The sequence below is a fragment of the Winogradskyella ouciana genome (assembly GCF_965284585.1).
GTDB classification, from domain to species: Bacteria; Bacteroidota; Bacteroidia; order Flavobacteriales; family Flavobacteriaceae; genus Winogradskyella; species Winogradskyella ouciana.
Map to the genome: position 1 here is coordinate 298,622 of NZ_OZ260095.1, position 18,976 is coordinate 317,597.

The 18,976-nt window shown below is 33.1% G+C and carries 16 protein-coding genes; 5 read left to right on the forward strand and 11 right to left on the reverse strand.

All coding sequences use genetic code 11. From position 1 onward, the window contains the following. Positions 1 to 4: 4 nt before the first annotated feature. Positions 5 to 904: a hypothetical protein gene (locus ACQ65V_RS01300; RefSeq protein ID WP_430466581.1), complete on the reverse strand. Its 900-nt coding sequence runs from the start codon at positions 902 to 904 to the stop codon at positions 5 to 7. Positions 905 to 953: 49 nt separating this feature from the next. Beyond that, positions 954 to 1,448 (reverse strand): YkgJ family cysteine cluster protein, encoded by a 495-nt coding sequence (locus ACQ65V_RS01305; RefSeq protein ID WP_430466582.1) that lies wholly within the window; start codon positions 1,446 to 1,448, stop codon positions 954 to 956. Between the two features lie 120 nt (positions 1,449 to 1,568). Here ACQ65V_RS01305 and ACQ65V_RS01310 point away from each other — a divergent pair, with 120 nt between their 5' ends. Next, positions 1,569 to 2,270 carry a class I SAM-dependent methyltransferase gene (locus ACQ65V_RS01310; RefSeq protein ID WP_430466583.1) on the forward strand — a complete coding sequence of 234 codons (702 nt, stop codon included), beginning with the start codon at positions 1,569 to 1,571 and terminating at the stop codon, positions 2,268 to 2,270. Between the two features lie 63 nt (positions 2,271 to 2,333). On the opposite strand, the gene ACQ65V_RS01315 is transcribed toward ACQ65V_RS01310, so the two are convergent. The 3 genes from ACQ65V_RS01315 to ACQ65V_RS01325 form a co-directional block, all read right to left on the reverse strand. Further along, entirely contained in the window at positions 2,334 to 4,070 is a 1,737-nt protein-coding gene (locus ACQ65V_RS01315; RefSeq protein WP_430466584.1) for a TonB-dependent receptor, read from the reverse strand. Positions 4,071 to 4,171: 101 nt separating this feature from the next. After that, positions 4,172 to 7,195: a tetratricopeptide repeat protein gene (locus tag ACQ65V_RS01320; protein WP_430466585.1), complete on the reverse strand. Its 3,024-nt coding sequence runs from the start codon at positions 7,193 to 7,195 to the stop codon at positions 4,172 to 4,174. 150 nt (positions 7,196 to 7,345) lie between these two features. Then, on the reverse strand, positions 7,346 to 8,941 hold the full coding sequence (locus ACQ65V_RS01325) for a hypothetical protein (protein WP_430466586.1): 1,596 nt from the start codon (positions 8,939 to 8,941) through the stop codon (positions 7,346 to 7,348). A gap of 98 nt (positions 8,942 to 9,039) precedes the next feature. Between ACQ65V_RS01325 and ACQ65V_RS01330 the strand changes: the two genes are divergently transcribed. The 3 genes from ACQ65V_RS01330 to ACQ65V_RS01340 are packed head-to-tail and all read left to right on the forward strand — an operon-like array spanning position 9,040 to position 11,519. Continuing rightward, a complete protein-coding gene (locus tag ACQ65V_RS01330) occupies positions 9,040 to 9,723 on the forward strand; it encodes a cell division ATP-binding protein FtsE (protein ID WP_155088573.1) in 684 nt (227 codons plus the stop codon). A gap of 12 nt (positions 9,724 to 9,735) precedes the next feature. After that, positions 9,736 to 10,599, forward strand: coding sequence for a glycosyltransferase family 2 protein (locus ACQ65V_RS01335; protein ID WP_430466587.1), 864 nt, complete (start codon positions 9,736 to 9,738; stop codon positions 10,597 to 10,599). Further along, positions 10,599 to 11,519 (forward strand): glycosyltransferase family 2 protein, encoded by a 921-nt coding sequence (locus tag ACQ65V_RS01340; protein WP_430466588.1) that lies wholly within the window; start codon positions 10,599 to 10,601, stop codon positions 11,517 to 11,519. The genes ACQ65V_RS01335 and ACQ65V_RS01340 overlap by 1 nt, the downstream gene beginning before the upstream one ends. Here ACQ65V_RS01340 and ACQ65V_RS01345 read toward each other — a convergent pair. Beyond that, positions 11,504 to 11,911: a sugar 3,4-ketoisomerase gene (locus ACQ65V_RS01345; RefSeq protein ID WP_430466589.1), complete on the reverse strand. Its 408-nt coding sequence runs from the start codon at positions 11,909 to 11,911 to the stop codon at positions 11,504 to 11,506. The two genes, ACQ65V_RS01340 and ACQ65V_RS01345, sit on opposite strands and share 16 nt — an antisense overlap. Before the next feature lie 4 nt (positions 11,912 to 11,915). After that, positions 11,916 to 13,004, reverse strand: coding sequence for a glycosyltransferase (locus ACQ65V_RS01350; protein WP_430466590.1), 1,089 nt, complete (start codon positions 13,002 to 13,004; stop codon positions 11,916 to 11,918). A gap of 35 nt (positions 13,005 to 13,039) precedes the next feature. Between ACQ65V_RS01350 and ACQ65V_RS01355 the strand changes: the two genes are divergently transcribed. Next, on the forward strand, positions 13,040 to 14,185 hold the full coding sequence (locus ACQ65V_RS01355) for a glycosyltransferase family protein (RefSeq protein WP_430466591.1): 1,146 nt from the start codon (positions 13,040 to 13,042) through the stop codon (positions 14,183 to 14,185). A gap of 4 nt (positions 14,186 to 14,189) precedes the next feature. Here the strand turns inward: ACQ65V_RS01355 and ACQ65V_RS01360 are convergent, their stop codons facing one another. From ACQ65V_RS01360 to ACQ65V_RS01375, 4 genes are read right to left on the reverse strand one after another with little or no spacing between them, the layout of a single operon-like run. Then, complete coding sequence (locus ACQ65V_RS01360; RefSeq protein WP_430466592.1) at positions 14,190 to 15,479, reverse strand: O-antigen translocase; 1,290 nt, start codon at positions 15,477 to 15,479, stop codon at positions 14,190 to 14,192. A gap of 11 nt (positions 15,480 to 15,490) precedes the next feature. Continuing rightward, on the reverse strand, positions 15,491 to 16,798 hold the full coding sequence (locus ACQ65V_RS01365; RefSeq protein WP_430466593.1) for an O-antigen translocase: 1,308 nt from the start codon (positions 16,796 to 16,798) through the stop codon (positions 15,491 to 15,493). Then, positions 16,799 to 17,923 carry a DegT/DnrJ/EryC1/StrS family aminotransferase gene (locus ACQ65V_RS01370; protein WP_430466594.1) on the reverse strand — a complete coding sequence of 375 codons (1,125 nt, stop codon included), beginning with the start codon at positions 17,921 to 17,923 and terminating at the stop codon, positions 16,799 to 16,801. It lies immediately after the preceding gene. Further along, positions 17,920 to 18,897: a GNAT family N-acetyltransferase gene (locus ACQ65V_RS01375; protein WP_430466595.1), complete on the reverse strand. Its 978-nt coding sequence runs from the start codon at positions 18,895 to 18,897 to the stop codon at positions 17,920 to 17,922. Before ACQ65V_RS01375 ends, ACQ65V_RS01370 begins: the two co-directional genes overlap by 4 nt. Positions 18,898 to 18,976 lie beyond the last annotated feature (79 nt).

Sequence of the window (18,976 nt, forward strand, 5' to 3'; positions counted from 1 at the left end):
ATTTTTAAGTATTAAGATTTATAATCTTCTGGGCTTTGCTCAAATTTACTAAAGAAATTTTAGCTTTCCATAGTTCTGCATCTTCAGGTTTGTCTGTACTCATATATGCCGTGTAATAAAGAAAAGCAACAAAAGACTTATTGCTCTCATAGATGTCTTCATCCTTCAGCTTTTTCAATAACCTTATGACTTTCTTTGGGCGTTTTAATATGAGATATTCTTGAATTTTAAGTAATTCGCAACGCTGCTCTAAGCTTGGTCTATCCTCTGGTTCTTGTTCTTTTATTAATTCAACAGCTTCCTGAAGATATATATTAGAGAGGTTTACAATACTAGATCGCGTCTTTGTATCGGCATACAGCGCAAAGTCCAAATACTTTGAAGCTAAATAATAAGCCGAATAAAAATCTTTTTCACTTTTATAGTCCTTGAGTTCTTGAGCGATATATTGCGTATTAAGCCCATAAAGCCTTATGATTTCCGTAATATTCTGAAAGTCTTCAGTAAAATAACTGACGTTTAAAATGTTACCATTAACATCCATAATTTTTATAGAGTCGTCATTAAACTTATCAATATAAATTTGACTTCGCTTTCCTTTAATTTTCTCGTACAAATCCGCATATCTATACTCACTCACTATAACAGGCACAAAGTACTCCCATATTAATGGGCTCACTTCTTCATCTTCAAATAAATTATCTATATAGATGGTTCTCCCTCTATCATCTTTTACAAAAACCGGATACTGATAGTTAGTGGTTTCTTCCCAAACCATGAGCACCATTTTATTTTGTACCTGCGCTAATCGTTGGGCAATTTCTAAATTGGTCATCCAAGCCTGTGCAAAAGAAATACTCATTCCAAAAAAGACGAGTGCTAGGGTCGTATAGAGTTTTTTCATTTTATTTTTTTCAAAATAGAGTATCAAAAATTATTCCGAAGCATAAATTTTATAATTGAATTCGTTTTTTCATTTCTTCAACGATGTTAAAAGCAGCAGGACATATAGCCACATTTTTGAGTGTTAAGTTAGAAATTTGCTGAAACTTCTTTCTATCCGTATGCGGAAATTCTCGACAAGCCTTTGGTCTCACTTCATAAATTGAACAATAATTATCCGCTCCTAAAAACGCACAAGGTACAGATTGCAATACATAATCATTGTCTTCATCTAAACGAAGATATGCTTCTATAAATTGCTGTTCTTTCATTTTAAAGAACTTAGCAATGCGCTTAATATCCTTGTCTGTAAAAAGCGGTCCAGTAGTTTTACAGCAGTTGGCACAATCTAAACAATCTGTGCGTTCAAATTCTTCCTTGTGTATCTCTTGCATTAAATAATCCAATTGCTTGGGTGGCTTTTTTCTCAGTTTTGTAAAGAAAGTTTTGTTTTCCTTATGCCTATCTTTGGCGAGCTTAGGAAGATTATTGATTTGGTCTTGCATAGTGTAAAAATACAAAGTAAATGTCATTACGAGGAACGTAGTGACGTAGTAATCTGTTGTAAAAATAGTTAAATTAAAAAGAGATTGCCGCGCTTCGCTCGCAATGACAAGAAAATAATTATGAAGGATATCTTCGGAAAGGCATTAAGGGATTATCAGAACAACAATTATTCTGAAGATATCGTCACTTGGACCAATATCTCCGATGAAGACGAACTACCACTTCCCTATTTGTTTAGGGATTATGCTGAAATGCCAAAGCTGGAACAAAAAGCTCTAAATTTAAGTAAAGGACACATTCTTGATGTGGGTTGTGGTGCGGGCAGCCATGCGTTGTGGTTGCAAAACAAAGAATTTAAGGTAAAAGCTATTGATACATCTCAAGGTGCTATTGAAGTAGCAAAACAGCGTGGTGTTTTGAATATTGAATTAAAACCACTTTTGGAAGAAACTGAGACATTTGATACGATTCTATTATTAATGAATGGTACAGGAATTTTTCAAGAGCTATCACAAGTTTCCAAATACTTAATACACCTAAAATCATTATTAAATCCCAATGGACAAATCCTAGTCGATTCTTCTGACATATCCTATATGTACGAAGATGAAGATGGTGGTATTTGGATAGATTTAAACAGTCAATATTATGGCGAACTTGATTACCACCTCAGCTATAAAGGCGAAGAAGAAGTACCCATGAAATGGCTTTACCTTGATTTTGAAACATTACTTACCGCTTGCCATACCATTGGCTTAAAATGTGAAAAAATTATGGATGGAGTGCATTTTGATTATTTGGCAAAAATTTCTCATTTATGAAAGTGAAATTCTGAAACCACACTTCGACAAGCTCTGTGTGAAAGTTCAGAATGATAGACCTTACTAAAAATCAAATTGATACGTAGCACCAGCTAAAGCTTGAAAACCTTGTACTGGGAAATTGAGGTAACGCTGATAATCTTGATTTAAAATATTATTCACTTTAGCAAAAATTGAAAGTTGGTCATTTATTTTGTAACCCAAATGTGCATTGGCATCAAAGTAACTTTCTAGTGTTATCACCTCCATAATTGGGTCGCCTGTTAAAGAGCCTTCCAATTCAAATAAATCTTTTCGCTCACCAACAAAATAAGCACTAGCACCAGCAAACCACTGTTCCGTAATCTGAACATCCATAAAAATAGATCCGGTTACGTCTGGCAGGTTCCATGCTTCGGCTTGGGTATCCGTATTATAACCAAAGTACTCACCCTTTAATCCTAGAGTAAAGTTTCTATTGACATCAATATTTAGCTCACCTCCTACAGAGAATGTAGTGACGTCATCATAAACAATTCCGAATGAATTACCATAATAATAATCTTCGGCTCCGCTACCAAACGAAAAATTGCGCACAGTATTAAGTCTATATAACGGCTTATTATCTTCAGAATAATAACTTCCTTTAATGTTATAACTTACGTTATTAGACAGCTTTCCTTTTAACCCAATAAATCCATTATAGCGTTGGTCTGTTGGAGCGATTAACAAGGTTGGTGACACAAATGGGTTTTCACTTGCAAATTGATAGTACGAATTTTGTTGAAGCTCCCCTTTAATTCCGCCATAGGCGATTAAAATCTCATCAACTAAACGGTAGGATGCTTCAAAATTTGGGTAAATAAAGAACTTATTGTCGCTAAACTCAGTATCGTTAAGATAGACCAAACGAACACCCAAATTAACAGTTAAATCGTCTTGTTTCATTTGGTATGATGGAGATAAACCAAAGGTTACGTTTCCGTAATTAATTTCATCACCACCAAAATAACTTTCATCAAAACTACCTCCTATGTAATCCACATAAAATTCAGTGTTTATTTCTTCGCCTTGAACAGGAATAGCAAAATTTGTTTTAGCCACAAATCTATTCTCACCAGAATCTTGATCGTCACCAAAACGCCTGAATCTCACACTTCCGTCTTTTATGATGGCGTCATCAAACTTCAATTTACCGCCTATATAAAATCTGTTAAAGGAATGCCTAGGATCTATATCACTAGCTTGATCTTCATATCCCTCTGGCAGACCATACCAGTTGTAAGTCATTAAATCAACACCTCCATCTACTTTCCATGAAAAATCCCTAAGTTTCTGCGAATAATGTGCATTTAAACCGGTTTTACTGAAATTGTCATCCAAAAACACATTGTCGATACCACCTTGTGAGGAATGATGGCTAAAATAACCACCAACATTTTCGGTACTGCTCAACTCATGGTTAAGATATACCTCGCCCAAAATTGTAGTGTAAGTTCCCACACCAAGTGATGCATAATTATCGTATAACTTCACCGGTTTTGCCTTATCTACATTAGCCGCTTTTCCTTTTGCAGGTGTAAAGGTAGATGCCACAGGAATTGAGAAGATATTGTATTTCACTTCCTTTTTCTTCACCATATTAGAATCACTCAATTTTGGTGTATCCTTAATTTTAAACGCATCAGAAATCGTTGGTGTATATGGTTTTACCACATTTACCACTTGATCGTCAATAGTATCATTTTTACGCTCTTGGGCATTGATAAATGATAAACTGGTTGCTATGGTGATTATAAAAATTAAAAACTTGATTTTCATGTTTTTTGATTTAGATTTTTTTGGCTTCGACTGCGCTCAGCCTGACAATAAATTAATGATTCGAGACTGTTATATTGAGCACAGTCAAAATGCTTTCCTGTTTAATTATCGTCTGTTTCGATTGATGAATTTGTTTTTGCTTCTTCGGCTTTTATTTTATTGAGTTCTATTCTTGCTTCTTGTACAACATCGTCAAAATCTGGGAAGTTTGAAATCACGCTTTCTAAAATATAGGTCGCTTGAAAGGCATCTCCCAAAGCGTAGAAATTCTTTGCCATAACCACCAAACCTTTGGCACTATAGTATTTGTAGCTGCTATAATCCTTTGCCAATCTCTGAATGATTGTATTAGAAGCTTCATACTTACCCTCTTTGTTCTTAAAGTAGCCGTTATAGAACAGAGCTTCAGCAGCTACACTACCTGTGGCGATTTTTTCAACATCTGCATAAGCGCCCTTTGCCTTAGCTTCATTACCAGTTTTTATGGCTGAGCGTGCAATGATGATTTTGGCATCACTCTTTACTTTGTTATCCAAGTTTGAATTGCTCAATACTCTTTCTGCATAGGTCTCTGCCCGATTGTAATCTTCAGTTTGATAATAGGCATTCATTAAATTGGATTGCGCATATAATATATTCTGCGGATAGTCTGCTTCGGCTTCCAAAGTTTTTAAAACAGGAATTGCTTTTGACCAATTTGAATCATTTAAATAAATTTCGCATAACCTAACCGTTGCCTGTTCGGTATATTCACTTTTTGCAGCCTCTACAACATATTGGTAATGCGGTTGTGCATTTTCGAACAAATCCTTTTGGTAATACAACTGTGCTAAATAAAAGTGTGATTTTAAAGCATGGATTCCATTCGGGAATTGATTCAGATATTTATTGAACTGACGAATGGCATTATCTGTATCATTATCTAAATAGGGTTTCTCTGCCGCCAAATACATGGTATTATCCAATTCAACGTCGGTTACCTCAACATAATCCAGGGATTTTACCCAAGATGCATATTCATCCACACGACCTAAATCGATATAAATTAAACGTGCCGTGGAAACCGCCTGTACAGCCTCTCCAGAACCAGGAAAGTCACTCGCTACTTTCTTAAACTTGGTCAATGCACGTTCATTATCGTTACTATTGTAATAGACCAAACCTTGGCGCAACAAAGCTTTTGATGTGAACGCACTTCGTCTATATTCAGAATTTAAACGGTCATACATTCGCATAGCCTTGTCTGTATCACCGGTCTTTACGTAAGAATTTGCTAATTCGTACATGGCATCGTCTCTCAAAGCTGATTTTGGATAACCTTCTATAAACGCGTTTAACTCAGAAATTTTTGTAGAACTCTTGCCTAAATACCCATGACTCATCGCTTTTTGAAATGCTGCATAGTCTGTTTCTATTTCATTGATTTGAATCGCTTTATCATAAGCATTTATAGCATTTTGATACTTACTCGATACAAAATATCCATCTGCCAATCTTAGATAGGCATCATTTCTTCTGAGTCTATCGCTCGAATTTTTATCTATGAACTTCTGAAAGTAATTAGAGGCATTGTTATAATCCTTCAACTTAAAATAGGTGTAAGCCAAGTTATAATCAAGATTTTCACTTTCAGGAATGGCTGAGGCCTCAGGCATTCCGTTGAATTGTTTAAAGCCAATCAACGCATCGTTAAAATTGGAAAGATTGTATTCGGTTTCTGCCTTCCAAAACGTTGCCTTTGCTACAAAGATTGGATCTCTTGGCTCTTTTAACGAATTGTTGAATAAATCTAGAGCTTCACTATACTTGGTTTCATTGTAAAGTTCAACACCTCTAAAAAAGGCCACTTTTTGGTAAGCGACTTTATTTTCAAAACTGTTCTTTCCCTTTAAAAGCTCAAGCGCTTCCTTGTAATTTTTTGATGTGATGTAAGAATCTATCAATAAGGTTTCGACTTCCTCCCTGTAACTTGTTTCTGGATATTTGTCCAAATAACCAGCCAATACCTGAGGAACGGATTGATAAGGATTACCAATTTCGTAACTGATCTTGGCATAGTTTAACCAAGCATCTTCCTGAATTTTGAGATCGTAATCCATTTCAGAAGCGTTTCTAAAAGCATTCAGTGCTTCTTGCTTCTTATCGAGGTTGATATAACTCTCGCCCAAATGGTAATACGCATTTTGAGCTACAGAATTGTTGCCATCAATAATTTTATTGAATTCAGAAATGGCAGCTTCAAAATCATTTTGCTTGTAGTACGTGTAACCTAATTGGTAATAATCGGTATTGTTCCATTTGCCACGTTTGCCTTGGTATGCTTTGAGGTATGGCAAGGCTTCTTCATATTGTTCTAGGTTAAAATAGCTTTCACCAATAATTTTAGACAACTCGGATTCTTCCTCACCTCTGGCGTTTGGCAATTGCTCCTTTGCTAGTTCAATGGCTTTTTCAAACTTTCCTAATTTAAAGTTTAAATCCGCTTGATAATATGATAGTTTCTCCTTGTACTTTTCGTTATCGCTAACCTGGTCAAAATATTCGTTCGCTGTATCATAATCATCACCTTCATAAGCCATGTAACCGATATAATACTTGGCTTGCGAACCATATTCTTGGGAATCCACAACTCGGTTTAAATATTTTGTAGCCTGAGTTTTACTTTTGGTAGCATATAGACTGTAGCCGTAGTTAAAATAGTAGCGTTCACGCTCAGAACGTGCAATGCTCAGTTCATCCACTTTTTGATACCATTTACGTGCGTAAGCGTATTTTGAGTTTTCAAAATAATAATCGGCTACGTCTAAATAAGCCGTGTTTCGCTTAGTGCTTGTTGGATATTCCTCGACAAATTCCGTGATTAAGTCATCAGCATTTCTTTGATTTAATCTTACTGCACAATTGGCGATATAATACGAGCAATCCGATTTCAGCATCTTATCGTCAGTGTTGTACTTTATATCATCGAACAAGGACTGTGCTGCTTTGTACTGCTTATTGTTGTATAAGGTCAATGCTTTCTGATAATCTTTTAAATCACTAGTATAAACTGCAGATTTCTGAGCAATACCGAGTAGAGAAAACATGAGAAAAACGATGATGAATTGTCTTTTGAGAAGTAGCATTTGCTTCGTTTTTTGATTATTATTTTTATGATGAATTGTAATTAATGTAAATATAATTCAATACAAAATCTATAACGGTGAAAACTCTGTATAATTATAAACTAACTTATTAAATGTTAAAGCCCCTTACTTTAAAGATTCTGATCGTGTTTAAAACAACCAACCGAATAATCTACTAAAAAGGGTGCTTTTCTTTTTTTGTTCTTCAAACTCAACTCTAAAGACTCCAAAATTACTGGAGGTTTTTGTTGCTATAGTGTTATATGTCGGTTTTTCAAAAGCTTTTAATCCCATAGGGAATTTTATCTTCATATCGTTAGAAATCTTGCCAGATTTTGCAACTACGTTTCTATTTTCAATATCGTAGATTTTATACGATGAACCCTCCTCAATATTAAACTCACTAAAATCTACCGTAACATCCTTTCCTTCTTTTTGAAGCAATGCAACATTGAAATAATTTTTTTTCGTCTTAAGTTCTACCACTTTTAAAACTGGGGTGATTTGGAAATCTTTAAACTGTTTGCTTTCACTATTGATATCAGTGTGGAATTTATTAGTGAAATCCGTTAAACTCATTTTCTTAAAATCAATTACTCTATGACTAGTAGTATTTCTCGTATAATATGTGTTATTCTCAAGATTGAAATTGCCTGATTCCATTACCGCAAGCGAAGATTTATGAAAATTAACATAGCCTGAATAAACGGTGTTATTCTTAAAATTCAGCGATTTAACATGCATTAGATTAAGACCATTGTTCCTACCTAGTATGATGTTGTTTTCTATGGTAATATCCTCCAACATAGCACCAGCTCTAAAGCCAATAGCCAATGAAACTCCATTCCCATAGTTTTTTTGATCATTAAAGTCTATATTCTGATAAAAAACATTATCCAATACCTTAATGTGCTTAGCGATATTTATACCTCTGGTATCATTAGTTGCAATAATCACATTATCTCTTAGCGTTCCTGAAGGAAGACCATTGTTAAAAAATATATTATTAACAAGATTTACATTCTTTACAAATTCATAATCATGACCTTTAGATGCCGACCATACTTCCACTCCCTTATAGTAATTACCAAAAATAATATTGTTCATAATGATCCTTGTATCGTCTGACTTATTTTGCACATACATACCTTCTCCTTCTCCTCTATTTTTTCCCATATAGCCATTGTAAAATATGATGCAATCTTCAATTACAGACCCACCAGTACTTTTCCAAGATCCAAAACCTAATCCTGGATTGTTATATATTTTTAAATTTTGAAACTTTGCAACACCTGAAAGATGGTTTATCCCAGCGCATCTACCAAAATCCTCATCTTTTACATTCCGTGAAAAATCTCCTAGTGAAGTGACGTCAAAATTTTTAAAAATGACTTTATCACCTGTAATTTCCATTACATTTTTGAGCTTACTTTCAACATTACCGTTAAGCACAACATAGTCATTTTTATAAGCGCTCACTGTTATAAATTCTGAATTTGTGGATTTTAAAGTGCTTGTATATCTACCATTATAAGTTCCGCTGTGCAACCAAATAATATCACCACCATTTACACGTTCTGAAGATTGTGATAATGCAGTTTGCAAATCCCATGGATTGTTGAGGCTACCATCGCCATTTGGAGAACCTTGGATTGATTTTCCATCCATCGGAAAGACATGAAACTTTTTTTGTCCAAAAGAGCATATGGTAAAAAACAGTACTAATAAACTAATTGAATGTCTCATGAAAGTAGCTTTTCAATTACTATGCCAAGGTAGAAATTGCATTTGGGATTTGAAATATTAAACAATACATTTACACATACTTAATTTGAATAAAAAATATGTCCGAAACGGTTTTACAACTTAAAGATGCGACGATTTACCAAGGTGATAGCATGGTACTTGCCAATATAAATTTTGAAATGAAAAAAGGAGATTTTGTTTATCTCATTGGTAAAACCGGAAGCGGTAAAAGTAGTTTTATGAAAACCCTTTATGGCGATCTAGAACTCACCGAAGGTGAAGGCAATGTCGTAGATTTTAACCTTAGAACCATGAAGGAAAAAGACATTCCGTTTTTACGTAGAAAATTGGGTATTGTATTTCAGGATTTTAAGCTTTTACCAGACCGAACTATAAACGGTAATCTTGAATTTGTACTTAAGGCAACTGGCTGGAAAGATAAGGACAAGATCAAGGAACGTATTGAGAGCGTATTGGATAAGGTCGCCATGAAAACTAAAGGATTTAAATTCCCTCACGAACTTTCTGGTGGAGAACAACAACGTATTGCCATTGCACGTGCGTTACTTAATGATCCTGAATTGATATTAGCAGATGAGCCTACAGGTAACCTTGACCCACAGACAAGTATTGAGGTTATGAAAGTATTACAAGACATTAATAAAAATGGAAATACTATTTTGATGGCAACGCACGATTATGCTTTGCTTTTAAAATATCCGAGTAAAACCTTAAAGTGTGATGAAAACAAGGTTTTTGAGGTAGTGCAACGTAAGAACTAATCTTTACAAATCATGCTATCTATACTGATACCAGTATATAATTACAATATTCTTCCCTTAGTTGAAGAAGTACATGCACAGGCCATAAAATGTCATATTAAATTTGAAATTATTGTAATTGATGATGCATCAGATATTAGATTTGATAGTACCGAAAAAATAAAGGCATTTTCAAATGTTAAGTTAATCTTCCTGAAAGAAAATATTGGACGCAGTGCCATAAGGAATCTGTTAGCTAATAAAGCAAAATACAATAAACTTCTTTTTATAGATGCTGGCACGTTTCCTAAATCAAAAGAATACATCGCTTCCTATATCGAGCACAAAGAAAAAGATGTGGTAATTGGTGGAATGATTGAAGAAAAGGTCGCAGCCAAAAAACCCTATAAACTCAGATGGATATACACAAAAGAGAGAGAATCCTACAAGAATAACAAGGTACTTTCTTCCGCTAATTTTTTAATAAAGAAACCCATAATTCTCAAGTACCCATTTAATGAAAGCATAAAAACCTATGGTTATGAAGATCTATTATTTTTTAATACTCTAAAAGCAGAAGGTATAAAACCTAGTTTTATCGACAATCCCGTTATACACGATAGTAACGAAGATGCGGATACTTTTATAAAAAAGACAGAACAAGGTTTGCAGAATTTGCATCATCTGGTAAAATCTAATGAAAAACTTGTAAAAGACAGCTCTGTTGTTAAATATTCAAATAAAATTAATTCTCTAAAACTTAGTGGACTCGTTATAATGTTATTTATCCTTACAAAACCTTTATTATTAAAAAACTTAAAATCGTCCTATCCATCCATGCGTTTATTCGATTTTTATAAGTTGGGTTACTTTTGTAAACTAAAACAAAAACGTTAGTGTCTTTTTTTTCAGTTGTCATAACGGTATACAATAAAGCGGATTTTATAAAAAATACGCTAAACAGTGTGCTAAACCAATCATTTAAAGATTTCGAGATTATTGTAGTCAATGATGGGTCTACAGATGAAAGTGAGGCTATTATTAATTCTTTTAATGATACTCGGATTAGGCTTATTACGACTAAAAATCAAGGTGCATCTGTTGCTAGAAACACCGGAATTAAAGTGGCTAAATACAACTATATAGCTTTATTGGATGGAGATGATATTTGGGATAAAGAATATCTTAAAACGATACATACAGCTAATTTAAAATTTCCTGAACACAAAATTTTTGCTACAGCAATTGCCCAAAAATATGAACATAAGACTGTTCCTGTATCATATAATTTTAAGCAATCAGAGCTTTACATGAGTTACAATTATTTTGAAGCCAGTCAAAAATATTCATTACTTACGAGTTCTAGTGTAGTGTTTAAAAAATCAATATTAGAAAAAACAGGGTATTTTGATCCTTTAATCATTTCGGGTCAAGATACAGATATGTGGATTCGTTTTGGTTTACATTATGATATACTATTTATAAACAAACAACTAGTAATCTATAACTATAGCCCTTCGAGTCTTTCTAACACTACTTTTGGATTAGATAAAAAACCTAAATATGATAAGTACCTTAAAAAAGAACAGAACAACAAATACATAAAAGCTTACTTAGATCGTAATCGTTATTCTATGGCTATTTTAAGCAAACTACAAAGTGATAATAAAAGCTTCAACTATTATAAATCTCATATAGATATCAATACACTAAGTACTCGGAAGAATTTGTTATTAATAAGTCCTAAATGGCTCCTCAAACTATTGATAAAATTAAAATCATTAAAAGGAGAAAAGGTTTATTATCCCAAAGATTGATTTTTAAAGGTTTTGTACTCTCTAATATACTCATCTTCGTTGTAAGTGGTAGAAGCCAAAACCAAGCAAACCGCACCTGAAGAAAAATTATCAATTTCGCGCCAGATATGTGTTGGTATATACAAACCCTGTGTTGGTTTGTTAAGCATAATCCGTTTACGCGATTTACCATCATCTATAATCACTTCAAAGCTTCCGCTAAGCGCAATAATTACAGACTCTTGTTCTTTATGCGCATGACCTCCTCTGTAGCTATCACTAGGAACATCATATAAATAGTATACCCGTTTTATAGCAAACGGAACAACCTGTTTTTCAATAACCGCAAGCGAACCGCGCTCATCGTGTACTTTAGGTATTTCAATAATTTTACTATCTCCTATCGTTTTCATTCAATTACTCCAATAATTTTTTCCATTGTTGACCAATTTCCGCTTTCGAAAACTTCTCAACGCTAGCTCTTGCATTAGACTTACAATGTAAGTATAAATCTTTATCCTCTAGCATTCTGTTCATGGCATTTGCCAAAACTTCGATATTATGATTTTCAACTAAAAGCCCATTTTGCTCGTTGATAATAATTTCATCTGGACCAGATTTACAATCTACAGAAATTACTGGTGTGCCAAACGCTAATGATTCTGGTATTACCATTGGAAAACCCTCATACCAACTGGTTAAAACCGTAAAGTATGCATATTTTACTAATTCTAAAGGGTTGGGGTTAAATGGTAAAAACTGAACATCACTCTCCAAACCCATTTGCTCTGATTTATCAATGAGCATTTCTTTATCAATTCCATCTCCTAATATTTTGAGTTTAACACCTTTTTCTGGCAGATGAGAAACCTTATAAGCCTCTAAAAGAAGTGAGATATTTTTTATTTTGTCGTTTATTCTGCCAAAGAAGAGAATATATTTATCTGAATTCTGATTTTCTATAACAGTCTGATTATTCTCCAAATGAATGGCATTGTATATTGTAACGACATTCTTAAATGCATATGTTACTCTTATTTTCTGCGCAATAGTTTTTGACACAGCTACTATTTGATTTACAGAACCATATAAAATTCGACCTAAAATAGGATTTGGATTAATATAATTATCCGTTTTATAGCTATGTACACAGCAAATCACCTTTTCGTTGGCATAAACCCATTTTGAGATAATGAATTCCTTTATAAAACCAATTCTAGTTCTATGATCTATGACATGACTAAAATTGTGAGACTTCAAATAATTTCTAAATACCTTTAAACGTTTTAGCCTTCCTAACCGTGAATCGTCTTGTGATTTTAGCTCCCCTAAATTGAGCAATTTTCCTTTGTATGGATAGTCTATTCTGTCTATTACCGAAACAATATGAACATCATAACCTAAATCAAATAATAATTCAGATAATAAAGCAGAAGAGCGTTCTGCACCACCAGCACCTAAAGAAGAAACTACAATACATATTTTTTTAGGGTTGGATTTGATCATTAAAAATTATCTTTGAAGCAAATGTAATCATATAAATGAAAATTTTATTGGTTGGCGAATATAGCAGGCTTCATAATTCGTTAAAGGAAGGTCTATTGCAATTGAACCATGATGTCACCATCGTTGCATCTTTTGACGGGTTTAAAAAGTACAATGTTGATTTACTGATTGAGAAAAGATATCAGACAGGGCTCAAACAAAAGATTAAAAACTTATTATATCTCATTAGTGGCATTGATCTTGAATCCATTAACATAAAAAGCCAAATTAAAAGGTTACAACCGCAGCTGAGCAATTATGATGTTGTACAGTTTATTAACGAAGCTCCTTTTGGTTGTACCGCAAAAATCGAAAAGGATATTTTTGATTTAATCTCTTCATGGAATAATAATATTTACCTGTTGTCATGCGGCACAGACTTTATAAGTGTTTCATATGCCAATGCCGATAAACTAAGATATTCAATCTTAACACCTTATAAAAACGGAAAGGATAGAACTTTTATTAGTGCCTATGGTCTTAAATTTTTGAAGCCTGAATTTAAAAAGCTTCATAAACACATTTACGAAAATATCAATGGTGTTATTGCCTCAGACATAGATTATCATTTACCATTGAAAAACCATCCAAAATATTTAGGACTAATACCAAATCCTGTAAATACGGATGTTTTAATGTATAAAAGACTAAAGACTGAAGGGAAGATTATTATTTTTCATGGCATTAACTCAAATAATTACTATAAAAAAGGGAATGACATTTTTGAAGAAGCCTTAGAAATCTTAAGTGCTAATTATAGTGAACAAATAAAAATCATAACTGTTAGAAGTATGCCGTATAAGGATTATATAAAAGCCTTAGATGGAGCTCATATTGTTTTAGACCAAATTTATGCATACGACCAAGGTTACAATGCTCTTGAAGCTATGGCACAAGGTAAGGTTGTGTTTACAGGTGCAGAAAAAGAATGGTCAAATTATTATAACGTTGAAGAAGACACTGTTGCAATCAATGCATTGCCTAATGCTACGCATATTGCAAAAAAACTGGAATGGTTAATTAATAACCCTAATAAGATTATTGAAATTTCGAAAAATGCCAGACAATTTATAGAAGAGCACCATAATTATATATCTTCCGCCAAAAGCTACTTAGAAACATGGCAAGAAAACAAAGAATAAGAAGCTAAGACGGCTTTGATTGTTTATTACTGTAATACAATCTGATAACAAATATCACAATGGCAAAGTATATAATAAAACGTACTAAATGTGCCATTACAACACCTTCTGTACCATAATACTGAATAAATATTTTGGTAAGTACAAAAAATAACACCAATGAAATAATCTCCGTAACAACAAAGCTCTTAACCAATCGTTTTGCTAAAAACTGATGCGCTAACACCAATGCACACAGACGAATAAAATCACCCAATAACTGCCATTTAAATAAGGGTTCCATTCCTGTAAAATCCGGATAGATAATTTCTATTATTAAATTTCTAAATAGGTAAACCAATAACATACCCAACCCAAAGATTGGCAAGATGGTTTTATAGATACTAAAGACTTCATTTTTAAAATCTTTTTCATTGTGGATATTTGCAAATTTTGGTATTACATACAGTGTAAACAAGCCTGTTGCAAATACCATGTAGTTTTTTGAGATAAAGGTAATCGCTGTCCAATAACCCGCTTCATTAATATTAATTTCATCGGCCACGGTGGTTCTTATATTAATTTCAATATAATTGAGCAGAAATGCAGAGACAAACGACATTAGTGTAAATGCCAAAAGTTTGTTCTTATAAATAAGGTTGAATTTTAAACTCTTAAAACTCATATATTCCCTTAATGTTTTGCCAAACACAAAACCTAAAACAACAAGTTGGATCATTGGTGCAATTGCAATTGCGATAATTACACCTTCTAATTTTGACGTATACAGACCTATAAGAATAGCAACTGTAGCTAAGAGATAACTTATAAGTTCAATTTTAGCATACTTCTTATATTCCGAAAGGCCACTAACTATACCATTAATAGTTCTACTAACAGCTATAAAAGGAACAATTACAGCCAATAACTTAAATACATATACAAAGTCATCGGACTTAAAAAGATAATTAGAAAAATAGCTTGACCCAATAAACAAGATTAAAGAAGAAACAACAGAACCGATGATAACAAAAATCGTTGCCGTAGAAAAAAGTTTAGCAAGTTCTGGCTTATCTTCTTTATACTCAGCTACATATTTTACCACACCACTAAAGATTCCCATAGTAGATGTGCTGGTAAGCATCACCATAACGTTTCTAACTTGTCCTATACTAGCAATACCAGCTTCACCAACTGTAATTGCTAATAAGCGTTGAATAAATACAGAAACAACAAGCCTAATAGTTATAACTACAGCGTTAAGCGATGTAATCTTAAGAACTGTATTACCACTAAGAAATTTAGGAAGTTTCACGAGTTACTGTTTTAAAAGTCATCTATTCCTTTGTCATTGATTACACCAAACAGAGAACTGCCAAAAATGAGCAATATAATCCCAAAATGCATAAAATAGCTAAGACAATGTCCCATAACTGCACCTTTTAATCCAAAGATATCAATGAGGTAAACACTAGACACATACATTATAATGAATAAAAACACTTCGATAATAATAAAATGGGCAAACATCTTTTTGGCCAAAAATTGATAAGCTATAACCATAGACATTACGCGAATAAAATCACCCAAAATTTGATACCCAAATAAGTCTTCTACAGGTCTAAACTCTTCGGTGAACAAAAGATTTACCAATAGGCTTCTGCTTAAATAAATAATACCTAGCAGAACAGCAAAGATTGGAAGCACAGTCTTATAAAAGCTAAATACTTCTTTTCTAAATTCCTCACGTGTATTAATTTCTGAAAAACGAGGTAAAATATAGAGCGCCATCAACGAATTAATAAACATTAAATAATAATCCGACACACGCGTTACGGCTGTCCAATAACCGGCTTCCTTAATACCAATTTCAGCAATAAGATAGTTTCTGATTATGATATAAACAATTGGTAATGCTATTGAGGTTACCAATGCCATGATCATAAAAGGGCTTAAATTTTTGAGTACAGAAAATTTAATGTTAGTAATGTTTATGCTAGACATAAAGCTTTTCCTAAATGCAATTCCCACAATGGTAATCAACAGACTCAATGCTGGTGTAATAACAACAGCAATCAATGCACCATCAATGTTTTCTTGTTTAATTAAAAGCAACGTGACTAACAGTCCCAAAATCTGACCAATAATATTGATGACCAATAAGATTCTATACTTAGAAAAGCCATTCATTATTGAGAACACAAACATATTTAAGGCATAGAATGGCAAAACAAGAGCCATGGTCTCAATAACGTAAGTATAGTTATTGTTTAGAAATATTAAACCGTTAATATATTCGGCATTATAATAACATAGAAACGCTAAAAGAATTGACGAAAAAAAGCCAAAATAAAAGACTGTAGATAATGTGCTCGTAAGCTCAGTAAAATTGTTCTTGCACTTATCTATTAGTTTAACAACACCATCATAAAGACCTGCTATGGCAATAGATTGTATGGTGCTCAAAAAATTTCTTAGATTTCCAATAAGGGCCATACCCTCCGGACCAATAAAAATGGCGATAAACTTAGTAATAATTATACCTGCAATAATCTTAATACTAATATTGGCAGTATTTAAGTTGGCTGCCTTTATCAGAACTTTATTGTTTATGTAATAGAAAAACTTTTTCAATTAGTAAGTATTAAGAACTTTAATTACAGTTTGCACCTCTTTATCAGTTATAATTGGGCTTATAGGCAAACTTATAATTCTTTTATGGATTTGCTCAGTAATAGGCAGATTTAAATGAGAAAATCGATGAAGTGCTTTTTGCTTATGTGGTGGAATAGGATAATGGATTAACCATTCAATATTATTTTGATTTAATAATTTTATAAACTCTTCTCTATCTTCTACTTCGACCACAAATGCATAAAAGACATGGCTATCTGTCTCATTATAAAACGGTAGTTTAATTTTAGGATTGTTAATTCCATTAAGGTATTGCATTGCAACAGTTCTTCTTTTTTGATTATCTACATCTAAAGACTTTAGTTTTACACTCAAAAAAGCAGCTTGTAGATCATCCAATCTACTATTAAAGCCAATGATTTCATGGTTATATTTCACACTGCTACCATAATTTCTCAACATAGCAATGGCATCGTATAAATCCGAATCGTTTGTTGTCACAGCACCACCATCTCCCAAAGCTCCTAAATTTTTACTCGGATAAAAACTAAAGGCAGCGGCATGCCCTAAGTTACCAGCTTTTATAGTTTTGGAATTTAGTTTTTGATTTTTGGAAATTGCCACTGCACCATGCGCCTGGGCCGCATCTTCAATTAACAACAAATTGTGCTTCTCAGATAGTAGCTTTAGGCTTTCAATATCAGCTAACTGACCATATAGGTGTACCATAATAATTGCCTTGACATCTTTAGTTATAGCTATTTCTGTTTTCTCAACTGATAGATTGTAAGTCTCAGGATTAGGTTCTACTAAAACGGGTTCTAAATCCGCATGTAATATGGATAGAATTGTAGCGATAAACGTATTGGCTGGCACAATAACCTTATCACCCTTGTTGAGTTTTCCAATTTCTATATAGCCTTTTAATATTAGTGTCAGTGCATCTAACCCACTTGCTGTACCCACACAGTATTCTGTACCACAGTAATGGGCAAACTCATTTTCGAACTTTGAAACATTATCTCCTAATATAAAATGAGAAGCATCCAACGAGCTACTGAACGAGGCTTCTAGTTCATCGCGAAATCTATTGTTTATTTTATGAAGATCTAAAAACTTAATCATATAAAAACATCCTCTAAAAGTTTATAGTTTTCTGTTTCAATATTGTAAAACGCTTGGGTTATTGAACGCGCACCAAAACCTTCTTTCCAGAATTGCAGTCCTTTGTTTATTTTTTGTCCGAATTCGATATTAGACGTTCCAAAACTGAAATATTTTTTGTCCATATAAACATTATCCAATAAATGAATATGCAAAAAATCTAAGCTACCCAATTCATTCTTATCAGAATTTCCTGAAATATATTGACAATGTGCAACATTTTCGGTTTCAAAAATTGTGGTGCCACCAACGAGCTCATCATTATAGAACACATTGAATTGCCTTATATTTTTTGGGAATCTAGACTTTAAAAGACCTATTTCCTCTAGACTATGGACAGGCTCCACACCGTGTTTTGATTTTAAATTGGGAATTAAAATAGTATTCCAAAAGTCATCAAAACTATCCGTTTCTTTTACTATTAGGTTGTGCTTCTGTCCTCTTTTTAAACCCTCTTTTCTGCTATTGGAATAAGACTTAAATTGTAAATCTACTACAGAATGCATATCGGTTCTTACCAATTTGGCCTGAGTTTTAAAACATAAATAAGTTAAAGGGTTATTAGTAGTGTTATGCAAATAAATGTTCGGGATTTCCTTTAGAATAAACCTGGCAATATCATTTTCATTTAGAAATTTTAATATTGCTTTAAAGGTTTCAATAATCTCTTCAGATTTTAAATCTTTTTTGTAAATCAATCCGCCATAACTCAAGCCTTGCTGCGAGTACACCTCATTACCAATTCTATTGGCTGGCAAAAGCGCTACTAACTTATCCTTTTTAAAGATCATAAGAGAATAGTCTTGAAACCTATCGCTATGGTAATCCATAAAATCCCTATGAAACAGAAAAGTGTCTTGGTTACTTAAAGAGGTAAAGTTGTTCCATTCTTCTTTAAAAATTGGCTGGTATGGTATTACCTTGTATTGATGCATTGACCAAAAGTAGGTTTAATTTTTATCAGTTAAAAAAATAAGACTTTTAATATATTGAAAAAAATCTTTTTCCATTGGA

Excerpts from the sequence above, each read along its gene's own strand:
- ACQ65V_RS01320 (WP_430466585.1), bottom strand. The coding sequence starts at position 7,195 with ATGCTACTTCTCAAAAGACAATTCATCATCGTTTTTCTCATGTTTTCT.
- ACQ65V_RS01370 (WP_430466594.1), bottom strand. The coding sequence starts at position 17,923 with ATGATTAAGTTTTTAGATCTTCATAAAATAAACAATAGATTTCGCGAT.
- ACQ65V_RS01330 (WP_155088573.1), top strand. The coding sequence starts at position 9,040 with ATGTCCGAAACGGTTTTACAACTTAAAGATGCGACGATTTACCAAGGT.
- ACQ65V_RS01315 (WP_430466584.1), bottom strand. The coding sequence starts at position 4,070 with ATGAAAATCAAGTTTTTAATTTTTATAATCACCATAGCAACCAGTTTA.
- ACQ65V_RS01300 (WP_430466581.1), bottom strand. The coding sequence starts at position 904 with ATGAAAAAACTCTATACGACCCTAGCACTCGTCTTTTTTGGAATGAGT.
- ACQ65V_RS01350 (WP_430466590.1), bottom strand. The coding sequence starts at position 13,004 with ATGATCAAATCCAACCCTAAAAAAATATGTATTGTAGTTTCTTCTTTA.
- ACQ65V_RS01310 (WP_430466583.1), top strand. The coding sequence starts at position 1,569 with ATGAAGGATATCTTCGGAAAGGCATTAAGGGATTATCAGAACAACAAT.
- ACQ65V_RS01305 (WP_430466582.1), bottom strand. The coding sequence starts at position 1,448 with ATGCAAGACCAAATCAATAATCTTCCTAAGCTCGCCAAAGATAGGCAT.
- ACQ65V_RS01355 (WP_430466591.1), top strand. The coding sequence starts at position 13,040 with ATGAAAATTTTATTGGTTGGCGAATATAGCAGGCTTCATAATTCGTTA.
- ACQ65V_RS01345 (WP_430466589.1), bottom strand. The coding sequence starts at position 11,911 with ATGAAAACGATAGGAGATAGTAAAATTATTGAAATACCTAAAGTACAC.
- ACQ65V_RS01335 (WP_430466587.1), top strand. The coding sequence starts at position 9,736 with ATGCTATCTATACTGATACCAGTATATAATTACAATATTCTTCCCTTA.
- ACQ65V_RS01375 (WP_430466595.1), bottom strand. The coding sequence starts at position 18,897 with ATGCATCAATACAAGGTAATACCATACCAGCCAATTTTTAAAGAAGAA.
- ACQ65V_RS01325 (WP_430466586.1), bottom strand. The coding sequence starts at position 8,941 with ATGAGACATTCAATTAGTTTATTAGTACTGTTTTTTACCATATGCTCT.